The 12,303-nt window shown below is 69.6% G+C and carries 13 protein-coding genes; 6 read left to right on the top strand and 7 right to left on the bottom strand.

Translation table 11 applies throughout. From position 1 onward, the window contains the following. Positions 1 to 14: 14 nt before the first annotated feature. Positions 15 to 773, bottom strand: coding sequence for an SDR family NAD(P)-dependent oxidoreductase (locus ACFYYJ_RS13485; RefSeq protein WP_385122405.1), 759 nt, complete (start codon positions 771 to 773; stop codon positions 15 to 17). Positions 774 to 926: 153 nt separating this feature from the next. Here ACFYYJ_RS13485 and ACFYYJ_RS13480 point away from each other — a divergent pair, with 153 nt between their 5' ends. From ACFYYJ_RS13480 to ACFYYJ_RS13460, 5 genes are all read left to right on the top strand, one after another. Beyond that, the gene (locus tag ACFYYJ_RS13480) at positions 927 to 1,622 is read left to right on the top strand and encodes a TerB family tellurite resistance protein (RefSeq protein WP_385122403.1); all 696 of its coding nucleotides are present in this window, start codon (positions 927 to 929) and stop codon (positions 1,620 to 1,622) included. A 613-nt stretch (positions 1,623 to 2,235) separates the two neighbouring features. Next, positions 2,236 to 3,771 carry a nucleobase:cation symporter-2 family protein gene (locus ACFYYJ_RS13475; protein WP_389131847.1) on the top strand — a complete coding sequence of 512 codons (1,536 nt, stop codon included), beginning with the start codon at positions 2,236 to 2,238 and terminating at the stop codon, positions 3,769 to 3,771. 84 nt (positions 3,772 to 3,855) lie between these two features. Next, on the top strand, positions 3,856 to 4,602 hold the full coding sequence (gene recO, locus ACFYYJ_RS13470) for a DNA repair protein RecO (RefSeq protein WP_376660470.1): 747 nt from the start codon (positions 3,856 to 3,858) through the stop codon (positions 4,600 to 4,602). Positions 4,603 to 4,613: 11 nt separating this feature from the next. Then, positions 4,614 to 5,438, top strand: coding sequence for an isoprenyl transferase (locus ACFYYJ_RS13465; protein WP_385122398.1), 825 nt, complete (start codon positions 4,614 to 4,616; stop codon positions 5,436 to 5,438). A 66-nt stretch (positions 5,439 to 5,504) separates the two neighbouring features. After that, complete coding sequence (locus ACFYYJ_RS13460) at positions 5,505 to 6,050, top strand: YcxB family protein (protein ID WP_389131842.1); 546 nt, start codon at positions 5,505 to 5,507, stop codon at positions 6,048 to 6,050. 25 nt (positions 6,051 to 6,075) lie between these two features. Here the strand turns inward: ACFYYJ_RS13460 and ACFYYJ_RS13455 are convergent, their stop codons facing one another. Genes ACFYYJ_RS13455 through ACFYYJ_RS13440 form a run of 4 tightly spaced genes read right to left on the bottom strand, consistent with a single transcriptional unit; the run spans position 6,076 to position 9,214 of the window. Beyond that, positions 6,076 to 6,501: a Fur family transcriptional regulator gene (locus ACFYYJ_RS13455; protein WP_376660467.1), complete on the bottom strand. Its 426-nt coding sequence runs from the start codon at positions 6,499 to 6,501 to the stop codon at positions 6,076 to 6,078. A gap of 51 nt (positions 6,502 to 6,552) precedes the next feature. Then, complete coding sequence (locus ACFYYJ_RS13450; RefSeq protein ID WP_385122393.1) at positions 6,553 to 7,419, bottom strand: metal ABC transporter permease; 867 nt, start codon at positions 7,417 to 7,419, stop codon at positions 6,553 to 6,555. Continuing rightward, positions 7,419 to 8,210, bottom strand: coding sequence for a metal ABC transporter ATP-binding protein (locus tag ACFYYJ_RS13445; RefSeq protein ID WP_385122680.1), 792 nt, complete (start codon positions 8,208 to 8,210; stop codon positions 7,419 to 7,421). Before ACFYYJ_RS13445 ends, ACFYYJ_RS13450 begins: the two co-directional genes overlap by 1 nt. Positions 8,211 to 8,239: 29 nt before the next feature. Further along, positions 8,240 to 9,214, bottom strand: coding sequence for a metal ABC transporter substrate-binding protein (locus tag ACFYYJ_RS13440; protein ID WP_389131838.1), 975 nt, complete (start codon positions 9,212 to 9,214; stop codon positions 8,240 to 8,242). 156 nt (positions 9,215 to 9,370) lie between these two features. On the opposite strand from ACFYYJ_RS13440, the gene ACFYYJ_RS13435 reads away from it, so the two are divergent. After that, positions 9,371 to 10,753, top strand: a complete 1,383-nt coding sequence (locus ACFYYJ_RS13435) for a glycine--tRNA ligase (protein ID WP_384593021.1) — start codon at positions 9,371 to 9,373, stop codon at positions 10,751 to 10,753. Positions 10,754 to 10,836: 83 nt separating this feature from the next. Here ACFYYJ_RS13435 and ACFYYJ_RS13430 read toward each other — a convergent pair whose 3' ends face one another. Beyond that, the gene (locus ACFYYJ_RS13430; RefSeq protein WP_385366131.1) at positions 10,837 to 11,568 is read right to left on the bottom strand and encodes a VC0807 family protein; all 732 of its coding nucleotides are present in this window, start codon (positions 11,566 to 11,568) and stop codon (positions 10,837 to 10,839) included. A 133-nt stretch (positions 11,569 to 11,701) separates the two neighbouring features. Beyond that, the gene (locus tag ACFYYJ_RS13425; RefSeq protein ID WP_389131834.1) at positions 11,702 to 12,295 is read right to left on the bottom strand and encodes a TetR family transcriptional regulator; all 594 of its coding nucleotides are present in this window, start codon (positions 12,293 to 12,295) and stop codon (positions 11,702 to 11,704) included. Positions 12,296 to 12,303: the final 8 nt, after the last annotated feature.

Below are 12,303 nucleotides of genomic sequence, written 5' to 3'. Positions count from 1 at the left end.
CCGGGGCCGCCGCCTCAGCGGGCCAGGTAGCCGCCGTCCACGGGCAGCACCACGCCCGTCACGAACGAGGCCGCGTCCGAGGCCAGGAAGGCGATGACCCGGGCCACCTCCTCCGGCTCGCCGAGCCGGCCCATCGGATGCGCCGCCGAGATCTCCTCGAGGTACTCGGGACCGCCCGGCTCGTCCTCCAGCGCCAGCACCCGCTCCGTACGGATGGTGCCGGGGGCCACCGCGTTGATCCGGATCCCGCGGTCCGCCCACTCCACCGCGAGGTGCTTGGTCAGCCCCGACGCCACGAACTTCGCCGGCCCGTACGCGGCCTGCCGCGCCTGCCCGGCCACCCCCGAGATCGAGGACACGCAGACCAGCGCCCCGCCGGGCCGCTCCTGCGCGTTCATCGCCTCGATGGCGTACTTGCACGTCAGGAACATGCCGCGGCCGTCGACCGCCATGACGTGGTCCCAGTCCGCGGGGGTGGTCTCCCGTACATCCGAAAGAGGGAGCACCCCGGCGTTCGCCACGGCGACGTCGAGCCTCCCGTAGGCCTCCACGGCGGCGGCGACCATCGCGCGGTTGGCCTCCGGATCGGACACGTCGCCGGTCACCGTCGTGATGGAGTACCCCTCGTCGGCGAGCGACGCGCGCAGGCGCTCGACGCCTGGGCCGTTGATGTCGGCCGCGGTGACCCGGGCTCCCGAGCGGGCCAGCAGCGTGGCGGTGGCCCGGCCGATCCCGCTCGCGGCGCCCGTCACCAGGCAGGACTTCTCGTTCATGGGGCAGACCCTAGGGCCCGGAGGCAGGGGCGCGGATCGGCCAAGTCCGCGCGGCGTCACATGTTGTCCTGTCACACGACTGACGCGGCCTCACCTATGTGGCTAACATCACGCCAACCCGGCGATGTTGCCGGAAGGTTACGGAGGTGCGACGTGCTGCCAGTTCGGGGTGGGGACGGCCGGAAGCTGACGGTCTGGGGCACCCGTACCACCTGGAGCACCGTGGGCGACGGGGAGTTCTTCTGTCCGTCCTGCGGTGGCGACCGCAACTACCGCAGGCGCACGGGGCGCCGCCGGTTCACCGTCCTCGGGGTCCCGCTGCTGCCGCGCGGGCAGGCCGGCCCGATCGTCGAGTGCCAGGGCTGCCGCGAGCGCTTCGACACCGAGGTCCTGGACCACCTGACCACCGCCCGCTTCACGGCGATGCTGCGAGACGCCGTGCACACCGTGAGCCTCGCGGTGCTCGCGGCCGGCGGTACGGCCTCGCGCGGGGCGCTGGAGGCCGCGGCGGGCGCCGTACGGGCCGCCGGGTTCCCCGAGTGCACCGAGGAGCAGTTGGAGGCCCTCGTGGCCGCGCTGACCGCCGACGAGGGTCGGCTCGGGCTGTACGACGTACCGGAGTGCTGCGGGGCCGCCCTCTCGATCGAGCTCCACGAGGCCCTGGAACCGCTGGCGCCGCACCTGGCGGGCCCGGGCCGCGAGTCGATCCTGCTGCAGGGCGCTCGCATCGCGCTCGCGGACGGCCCGTACACCCCGGCCGAGCGCGAGGTGCTCTCCACCGTCGGCGCGGCGCTGCGCATCGACGTGGACGAGGTGGGACGGCTGCTGTCGGCGGTACGCGCTCCGTAGTCGTCCGCATCTGCACGGTGACGCCCGAACCCTTGGGGTTCGGGCGTTTTCGTGTTCCCGGACGGTCACATCCGCTCAGCGGAGCAGATCCGTCCGAAACAGACGTGCCGGGAGGTAACGATCCGGCCTCACAGGGGTGTTTTAGGACCTCGTGAACGTCCTGTGAACGCCGGAATCACGTCATCCACACAGGTTCGGTCCACCAGGTGGACAGCCGGAGCGCGTGGCTCGACTTCGCGAATCCGAACGTCGGTGAAGTCTTTATCCGCAGCTCACACCCCGTGTGCTTCGCGGGTGCAGGCCCGGAGGGGGTGTCTCCGGCTGCTGTTTCGCATAGCCCCGTCGCGCGGGTCCGCACTACTGGAGAAACCTACAGATCCGACGTCACCAGAGGTCAACAATTTGTGTAAGTCGACGATATCTGTGAGGCCTCCCACAGGCGTTCAATTCCGGTCACACGACAAGACGGCGCCGGAAACAAGGCCCGACTTGGATGCGACGCATCAACGTGAACGCACTGAAACCCTGGCGGATCAACGGGATAGCGACCCACTTCGCCCAGGGATAACCAGATCTCCTCTCAATTACCTACCTCTTGAAGGGCAAGGCAGAGATGGCACGTGTCGCCGCCCGGCTTTCCACCAGTGGAGAGCAGAGCACGCACCCGGTCGACGAGGTGCTCCCCCTCCCCAAGCTCGCGCTGTACGGCTTCCAGCACGTACTCGCGTTCTACGCCGGCGCGGTGATCGTCCCGATCATCGTCGGCAGCGCGCTCAAGCTGAGCCCTGAACAGCTCGTCTACTTGATCAACGCAGACCTCTTCACCTGCGGTATCGCCTCGATCATCCAGGCCTTCGGCATCGGCAGGATCGGCGCGCGACTGCCGCTGATCCAGGGCGTGACCTTCACGGCCGTGTCCCCGATGATCGCCATCGGCCTCGGTGCCGGCGGCGGAACCGCGGCCCTCCTGGTCATCTACGGCGCCGTCATCACGGCGGGCATCGCGACCTTCGCGTTCGCCTGGCTGCCGGCAGGTGCCTTCAAGGCCGTCATGCGGCTCTTCCCGCCGGTGGTCACCGGCACGGTCATCACGGTGCTCGGCATCGTGCTGATCCCGGTCGGCCTCAAGGACGCGGCCGGCGGCGTTCCGACGCTCGCCGACGGCGGTGTGCCGACGCAGTTGGCCTACGCCGGCGGCACCATGCTCTTCATCCTGGTCCTGATGAAGTTCGGCGGACCGTTCCTGCGCAGCATCAGCATCCTGCTCGGCCTGGTCGGCGGTACCCTCGCGGCCTTCGCGCTGGGTGACGCCAAGTTCGGCAACGTCGGCCAGTCCGACTGGATCGGCGTCACCACGCCCTTCCACTTCGGCGCCCCGAAGTTCGAGTGGTTCCCGATCTTCCTCATGCTGATCGTCATGCTGATCACCATGGTCGAGACCACCGGTGACACCTACGCCGTCGGCGACATCGTCGGCAAGGAGGTCGACAGCGAGGTCGTGGCCCGCGCCCTGCGTGCCGACGGCGCCGCGACCGCCCTCGGCGGCATCCTGAACTCCTTCCCGTACGTCGCCTTCGCCGAGAACGTCGGCCTGGTGCGGATGACCAAGGTCAAGAGCCGCTTCGTGGTCGTCGCCGCGGGTGTCTTCATGATCATCCTGGGGCTGCTGCCCAAGGCCGCCGCGATCGTCGCCTCCGTCCCGCCGGGCGTCCTCGGCGGCGCGGCCACCGTGATGTTCGGCATGGTCGCCCTGGCCGGTATCCAGACCCTGGCCAAGGTGGACCTCAAGGAGGAGAAGAACGCGCTGATCGTGGGCGTCTCGCTGGCCCTCGCGCTCTTCCCCGCCACCGTCCCGCTCTACTTCGACAAGCACGTGAGCCCCGACGCGTCCTCGCTGCTCAACAGCGGTGTCACCCTCGGTGCCACGGCCGCCATCGTCCTCAACCTGATCTTCAACGGTCTGGCCAAGGACGACGCCCACGACGCCGTCAAGGCCGAGCTCCCCGCCCAGCCGACGGCGGCCCCGGCCGGCGCCGAGAAGGCGGCCGACACCGACGCGGTCGATGTCGACGCGGCCGACGCCGACAAGGCCGACGCCGACAAGGCCGACGCGAAGAAGGCGGACACGGCGGAGACCACCGCCTCCTGATCCTCCCAAGGGGTGCTGACCCCTCGTCCGGAGACGCTCATCCGGACGGGGGGTCAACGCTGTCCCGTACGGGACAATGGGCGCATGAGTCTGTTCCGCGACGACGGCATCGTGCTGCGCACCCAGAAGCTGGGTGAGGCGGACCGCATCATCACGCTCCTCACCCGGGGCCACGGACGGGTGCGGGCCGTCGCGCGCGGCGTCCGGCGCACCAAATCGAAGTTCGGCGCCGGGCTGGAACCTTTCTCCCACGCCGACGTGCAGTTCTTCGCCCGCGGCAGCGAGCTGATCGGCCGCAGCCTGCCGCTCTGCACCCAGACCGAGATCATCGCCCCGTACGGCAACGGCATCGTCACCGACTACGCCCGCTACACCGCCGGCACCGCGATGCTGGAGACCGCCGAACGCTTCACGGAGAACGAGGGCGAGCCCGCCGTACAGCAGTACCTGCTGCTCGTCGGCGCCCTGCGCACCCTCTCCCGCGGCGAACACGAACCGCACCTCATCCTCGACGCCTTCCTGCTGCGCTCCCTCGCCGTCAACGGCTACGCGCCCAGCTTCCAGGACTGCGCGAAGTGCGGGATCCACGGCCCCAACCGGCACTTCTCCGTCGCCGCGGGCGGGGTCATATGCGGGGACTGCCGCGTGCCCGGCAGCGTCGTACCCTCGTCGGAGGCCATCGCCTTGCTCAGCGCCCTGCTGACGGGCGACTGGGGGTACGCCGACGCGTGCGAGGCACGTCACGTGCGGGAGGGCAGCGGGCTGGTCTCGGCCTACCTGCACTGGCATCTGGAGCGCGGGCTACGCTCCCTGCGATACGTCGAGAAATAGGAGCTGGGCACATGGCACGACGCGGACTTCTGGGACGCTCTCGCCGGGAGTACAAGGTTCCCGAGCCGCACCCGTCCGGAGCGGTCCCGCCGAAGATCCCCGGCGAGCTGGTCCCGAACCACGTGGCCATCGTCATGGACGGCAACGGCCGCTGGGCCAAGGAGCGCGGCCTGCCGCGCACGGAGGGCCACAAGGTCGGCGAGGGCGTCGTCCTCGACGTGCTCAAGGGCTGCCTGGAGATGGGCGTCAAGAACCTCTCCCTCTACGCCTTCTCGACGGAGAACTGGAAGCGCTCGCCCGACGAGGTGCGCTTCCTCATGAACTTCAACCGCGACGTCATCCGCCGCCGCCGCGACGAGATGAACGAGCTGGGCATCCGCATCCGCTGGGTCGGCCGCATGCCGAAGATGTGGAAGTCGGTCGTCCAGGAGCTCCAGGTCGCCCAGGAGCAGACCGTCGACAACGACGCGATGACCCTGTACTTCTGCGTCAACTACGGCGGCCGCGCGGAGATCGCGGACGCGGCCCAGGCCATCGCCCGCGACGTCGCCGCCGGCAGGCTGGACCCGTCGAAGGTGAACGAGAAGACCTTCGCGAAGTACATCTACTACCCGGACATGCCGGACGTGGACCTGTTCCTGCGCCCCAGCGGCGAGCAGCGCACCTCCAACTACCTGATCTGGCAGAGCGCGTACGCCGAGATGGTCTACCAGGACGTGCTGTGGCCCGACTTCGACCGCCGTGACCTGTGGCGGGCCTGCCTGGAGTACGCCCAGCGCGACCGTCGCTTCGGCGGCGCGGTCCCCAACCAGGCGGAGCCCGGCTCCACGGCCTGACCTGCCGTGATCCGTGTCCGACGGCGCAGCCCGCCGGACACGGTGATCCCGGTAGGGTCGCCTGTCATGGACATGGAGTACGACGCGGCGGGGCCCGCCGCGCAGACGGTCGAACTGGCCTACCGGATCACCACGAAGGACCTCGCGGAGGCGGTGCGCCTGCGCGACTCGAAGACCGCGGCCGGTCGCCGCAGGCGGTGGCTGTTCCCCGTGACCGGGGTGCTGTCGCTGCTCCTCGCCGCGTTGGCGATCGCGGGGGACGAGTCCGCGGTCAAGGTGACCGGCTTCCTCACCGCCGGCGTCATGATGACGGTGTTCGCGCTGTTCGGCCCGCGCATCCAGGCACGGGCCTTCCGGGGGCTGCTGGAGAAGGCGGGCGACTGCCACACCGTCGTCGACGGCTCGGGGGTCCTCGCGAAGACGGCCACCACCGAGTCGCGCATCTCCTGGGCCGCGCAGCCGAGGTACGCGGAGACGGACGGCGCTTTCGTCATGCTCAGCGACGACAAGGGCGCGGTGGCCATGACGGTCCTGCCCAAGCGCGGCGTCCGGCACCCGGCCGACGTGGACCGGCTGCGGGCACTCCTGGACGCGAACCTGCGGCGGATCTAGGGCCTGTTTTTCGGATCAGGCCGGATCAGCCCGCGGCGGCACAGTCCGCGCAGGTGCCGAAGATCTCCACCGTGTGGGCCACGTTGACGTAGCCGTGCTCGGCGGCGACGGACTCCGCCCACTTCTCCACCGCCGGGCCCTCCACCTCGACGGCCTTGCCGCACTTGCGGCAGACCAGATGGTGGTGGTGGTCCCCGGTGGAGCAGCGGCGGTAGACGGACTCGCCGTCGCTGGTGCGCAGGACGTCGACCTCGCCCGCGTCCGCGAGGGACTGGAGGGTGCGGTACACCGTGGTCAGACCCACGGAATCGCCGCGGTGCTTGAGCATGTCGTGGAGTTCCTGGGCGCTGCGGAACTCGTCCACCTCGTCCAGCGCCGCCGCGACGGCGGCCCGCTGGCGGGTGGATCGTCCTCGTACTGGCGCGTTCATCTCGCCAGGCGCAGTCGCCACCGGTTCCTCCTCGTATAGGCCTGCGGCCATTGTGCCAGGCGGCCGCCGGGCCTAGACCTTCACGTCGTCGCGGGTGCAGACCTCTTCGGCGGCGCGTGCCGCGTTCGCCCGGCGCTTGGCCAGGGGGGCCGACACCGCCGTCATGATCATGAACACGGCGATGGCGAGGAGCACGATCGAGCCGCCGGAGGGGGCGTCGACGTAGTACGTGGTGACCGTGCCGGTCAGCGAGACGAGCACGCCGATGGTCATGGCCACGGCGAGGGTCGCGGTGAACCCGCGGGTGACCCGCTGGGCGGCCGCGACGGGGATCACCATCATGGCGCTGACCAGCAGCAGGCCCACGATGCGCATCGCCACGGTCACCGTGACGGCGGCGGTGACCGCCATCAGCAGGTTCAGCGCGCGCACCGGCAGCCCGGTGACCCGGGCGAACTCCTCGTCCTGGCAGACCGCGAACAGCTGGCGGCGCAGGCCGATCGTGACGGCGACGACGAACACGGCGAGGATCACCACGGCCGTGATGTCCTCGGCCGAGACGGTGGTGATGGAGCCGAAGAGGTAGCTGGTCAGATTGGCGGTGGAGCCGCCCGGCGCCAGATTGATGATCATGACGCCGCCGGCCAGGCCGCCGTAGAAGAGCATGGCGAGCGCGATGTCGCCGCTGGTCTTCCCGCGGGAGCGGATCAGCTCCATGCCGACCGCGCCGAGGACGGCGACGAGGGTGGCCATCCACACCGGGCTGGTGTTGAGCAGGAAGCCGAGGGCGACGCCGGTCATGGCCACGTGCCCGATGCCGTCGCCCATGACGGCCTGGCGGCGCTGGACGAGGTACGTGCCGATCGCGGGCGCCGTGAGGCCTACCAGCACGGCCGCGAGCAGGGCCCGCTGCATGAAGGCGTAGTCGAGGAATTCCATCAGCTCAGCAGTCCCGTCCGCAGGGGCTCGGCGTCGTGCGCCGCGTGGGGGTGTACGTGGTCGTGGCCGGGCAGCGCGTGCTGGCCGACCGCCTCCGGGGGCGGGCCGTCGTGGACGACGCAGCCGTCGCGCAGGACGACGGCGCGGTCGATCAGCGGCTCCAGCGGGCCCAGTTCGTGCAGGACCAGGAGGACGGTGGTGCCGGCGGCGACCTGTTCGCGCACGGCGCCCGCGAGGACCTCCTGGTTGGCGAGGTCCACGCCGGCCATCGGCTCGTCCATGATCAGCAGTTCGGGCTCGACGGCGAGCGCCCGGGCGATGAGCACGCGCTGGTGCTGGCCGCCGGAGAGTGCGTTGACCGAGGCGTCGGCGTACGACTCCATCCCCACGAGGACGAGGGCGCGCTCGACGGCGGCCTTGTCGGCCTTGCGCAGGAGGCCGAAGCGGGAGCGGGCGAGCCGGCCGGCGGAGACGACCTCGCGCACGGTGGCCGGGACCCCGCTGGCCGCGGTGGTGCGCTGCGGGACGTAGCCGATGCGCGACCAGTCGCGGAAGCGCCCGAAGTCGGTGCCGAAGAGGGAGAGGTCCCCGCCGGAGAGCGGGACCTGGCCGACCACGGCGCGGACGGCGGTGGACTTGCCGGAGCCGTTGGCGCCGAGCAGGGCGACGACCTCGCCGGGGTGGACGGTGAGGTCGACGCCGCGCAGCACGGGGCGTGAGCCGAGCGAGGCGGTGGCCCCGCGCAGGGATATGACGGGCTGGTCGTCAGCCGGTCGGGGCGTGGACTCCATGGCTCGCGCCTCCGTTGCTGCTGCTGTCATCACTTGGCTCCGAGGGCCTTCTGGAGGTTCTTCAGGTTGGACCGCATGACCTCGAAGTAGTCAGCGCCCTGGGACTTGTTCGAGATTCCCTCAAGGGGGTCGAGGACGTCCGTCTTGAGACCGGTGTCCGTCGCGAGGCTCTTGGCCGTCTTGTCGCTGGCCAAGGTCTCGAAGAACACCGTGGAGACATTCTCCTGCTTCGCGAGGGCCTGGAGTTCCTTCATGCGGGCCGGGCTGGGCTCGGACTCGGGGTCGACCCCGGAGATGCCCTCCTGGTCCAGGCCGTAGCGCTCGGCGAGGTAGCCGAAGGCGGAGTGGGTGGTGATGAAGGTCTTGGAGGTGGTGTCGTGCAGGCCGTCCTTGAACTCGGTGTCCAGCGCGGCCAGCTTGCCGACGAGTTCGTCGGTGTTCTTCCTGTAGTCGGCGGCGTGGCCGGGGTCGGCCTTCTCCAGGGCCGCGCCGACGCCCTTGGCGACCTCCGCGTACTTGGTGGGGTCGAGCCAGACGTGCGGGTCCTCGCCGGCCTCGCCGTGACCGTGGTCGTGACCGGCTTCGCCCTCGCCCTCGTGGGCGTGGTCGTGGCCGGAGGCGTCGTGGACCTCCAGCTTGGTGAGGGCGCCCGCGTCGACGACGTTCTTCACGCCGGACTGGGCGACGGCCTTGTCGACGGCCGGCTGCAGGGTCTTGAGGTAGAGGACCACGTCGGCCTCGCCGAGCTGCCCGGTCTGCTTCGGCGTGATCTCCAGGTCGTGCGGCTCGACACCCGGCTTGGTCAGGGTGGAGACCTTCACGTGGTCCTTGCCGATCTGCTCGGCGAGGAACTGCATCGGGTAGAACGACGCCATCACATCGAGCTTGCCGTCCTTGCCGCCACCACCGGCGGCGCTCGCACCGGAGCAGGCCGTGAGGGCCGTGGCGCCGAGGGCCACGGAGGCGGCGAGGGCGGCGGTGGGTATGAGGCGTCGTACGTTCATGACATCCATTTTCATCAAAGATGGAAACGATTGTCAAAAACCCTGGTGAGGGGCCCGGGGAGCGGCCGCGGAAGGGGGGTCCCGATTTGAAAGGGGAGGTGCGGGCGCCGGTAACCTAAAGACTTCGCCGTTCGTCCTCGTAATGAAGAGAGCACCGTGGCCGCCGACAAGATCGACACCATCGTCAGCCTGAGCAAGCGCCGTGGCTTCGTTTTCCCCTGCAGTGAGATCTACGGCGGGTCCAAGGCCGCCTGGGATTACGGTCCGCTGGGTGTCGAGCTCAAGGAGAACATCAAGCGCCAGTGGTGGAAGGCGATGGTCACCGGGCGTGAGGACATCGTCGGCATCGACTCCTCCGTGATCCTGGCCCCCGAGGTCTGGGTGGCCTCCGGCCACGTCGCGACCTTCTCGGACCCGCTGACCGAGTGCACCTCCTGCCACAAGCGTCACCGCGCCGACCACCTGGAAGAGGCGTACGAGGCCAAGCACGGCCGCCTGCCCGAGAACGGCCTCGCCGACATCAACTGCCCCAACTGCGGTGTGAAGGGCCAGTTCACCGAGCCGAAGCAGTTCTCCGGCATGCTGGAGACCCACCTCGGCCCGACCCAGGACACCGGCTCCAAGGCGTACCTGCGCCCCGAGACCGCCCAGGGCATCTTCACCAACTTCGCCGTCGTGCAGACCACCTCGCGCAAGAAGCCCCCGTTCGGCATCGCGCAGATGGGCAAGTCCTTCCGCAACGAGATCACCCCCGGCAACTTCATCTTCCGCACGCGCGAGTTCGAGCAGATGGAGATGGAGTTCTTCGTCAAGCCGGGCGAGGACGACCAGTGGCAGGAGTACTGGATGCAGGAGCGGTGGAACTGGTACCGCGGCCTGGGTCTGCGCGAGGAGAACATGCGCTGGTACGACCACCCGAAGGAGAAGCTGTCCCACTACTCGAAGCGCACCGCCGACATCGAGTACCGCTTCAACTTCGGTGGCAGTGAGTTCTCCGAGCTCGAAGGCGTCGCCAACCGCACCGACTTCGACCTCAAGGCGCACTCCGCCGCCTCGGGCCAGAACCTGTCCTACCTGGACCAGGAGTCGGGCGAGCGCTACACCCCGTACGTCATCGAGCCGGCGGCCGGTGTCAACCGCGCCATGCTCGCCTTCATGCTCGACGCGTACATCGAGGACGAGGCCCCCAACGCCAAGGGCGTCATGGAGAAGCGCACCGTGATGCGCTTCGACCCGCGCCTGGCCCCGATCAAGGTCGCCGTCCTGCCGCTGTCCCGCAACGCGCAGCTGTCGCCGAAGGCCAAGGGCCTCGCCGCCGACCTGCGCAAGTTCTGGAACATCGAATTCGACGACGCGGGCGCCATCGGTCGCCGTTACCGTCGCCAGGACGAGATCGGTACGCCGTTCTGCGTCACCGTCGACTTCGACACCCTCGAGGACAACGCGGTGACCGTGCGCGAGCGCGACACCATGAAGCAGGAGCGCGTCTCCCTGGACCAGATCCAGGGCTACCTCGGCAGCCGCCTGCTCGGCTGCTAGGTCCGCCCCGGCAGACAGAAGACCGGTGGCCCGGTGCGCGTAGTGCGCACCGGGCCACCGGTCTTTTCCGTGGTCCCGCTCGGTCAGGCGGTTCCGGCCGCGGCGGCCTCGGCGGCCGCCGCTTCGGCCGCGCGGCGCTCGCCCTCGGCCTGCGAGCGCTTCCCGTACATCGCGGTCCACACGCCGAGCGCGCCCAGCACCCCGTAGATCATGATCGGGCTGACGGTCACCATGGTCTTGGTGTCCAGCGTGTAGGCCAGCGCGATGCGGACGATCGCCTCGGCGACGTACGCCACGCCCCAGACGAGGGTCATCCGGGTCATGGTGGTGCGGAAGCCCTCGTACTGCCACAGGCCGTTCCACCAGGCGGTGCTCTCCGGCGTGCCGTCCGTGGCGAACTTGCGGCCGAAGTAGAACATCAGCGGGCGCCGCGCGAGCAGCGTGGCCAGGCAGAGCAGCCCGAACAGGCCGGTCACGCACGAGTCCTTGATGAGCAGGGCGCGGGCCGAGGGGTCGCCGACGAGCGACACGACGGCCGTGATCACGATGAACACCAGGGTGACGATGGCGAATTCGTCGAGCTTGCGCCGCCAGGCCACGCTGATGGCGCTGTCGAGCACCGGCCAGGCACTGCTGACGAGGAGCGCCGAGAACTCGCTCCAACCGTGGTCGTCGACGAGCGTGTTGTAGGTGATGATCGGCGCGACCACGTTGAGGCCGATGGTCAGGATCCAGCCGATGGCGGTCGCGGCCCCGGACCGGGCGGGAGGCGCCGGTCGGGCGGGAGGTGTGGGTCGTGCTTCTTGGGCTGACATGGTTCCCCCTGGAACGTGCCTGATAGTGCGGTAGGGGGACCGTAAGGACATGGCAATGACATGTACAAGCCGGGCGTCCTAAAATGATCACCAAGCGGACCGGACGGAATGGTTCCGGACGGATCCGGCCAGGTCAGGCGCGCAGGCCCCGGATGATCAGGGCGGTGACCGCCTCGAACTCGGAGAGGATCCCGGGCGAACGCCATTCGGCGGCGTACTGCGGGTCGTGGAAGCGGCCGGTGGCGTCGAACACCGCACGGGCGGTGGCCGGCACGTCATCGGCGGCGATCGTCCCCGTGGCCACGCCCTCGGCGATGATCCGGGCCAACTGGTCGATCAGCTCGGTGAGGTGCGCGTCGACCACGCCGCTGTTCTCGGCGAGCAGCACCGTGTAGGTCGCGAACAACTCGGGATCGTCACCGGCCTTGTGCCGCTTCGCCTCGAAGAGCGCCTCCAGCCACGCCTCCAGCTTGGAGGGCGCGCTCTCGGCGGGCGCCGAGGTGATCTCCTCCAGCACGGCCACGCTCTTCGCGAGCCAGCGGTCCGTGACGGCCTCGCGCAGCGCGGCCTTGGACGGGAAGTGCCGGTACACGCTGCCGTGGCTCACGCCCAGGGCGCGGGCCACGTCCACCACGGTGGCCTTGGTCGGGCCGAAGCGTCGCAGTACGTCCTCGGTGGTCTCGAGGATGCGCTCGGGTGTCAGGGGCTCGGCCGCGGCGGGGGACATGGGTACGA

Origin of the sequence: Streptomyces sp. NPDC002467 (assembly GCF_042889825.1) — a bacterium.
Classification (GTDB): domain Bacteria; phylum Actinomycetota; class Actinomycetes; order Streptomycetales; family Streptomycetaceae; genus Streptomyces.
The sequence above is the reverse complement of the archived record's forward strand: the minus strand, read 5'-3'. Positions and strand labels throughout refer to the sequence as shown.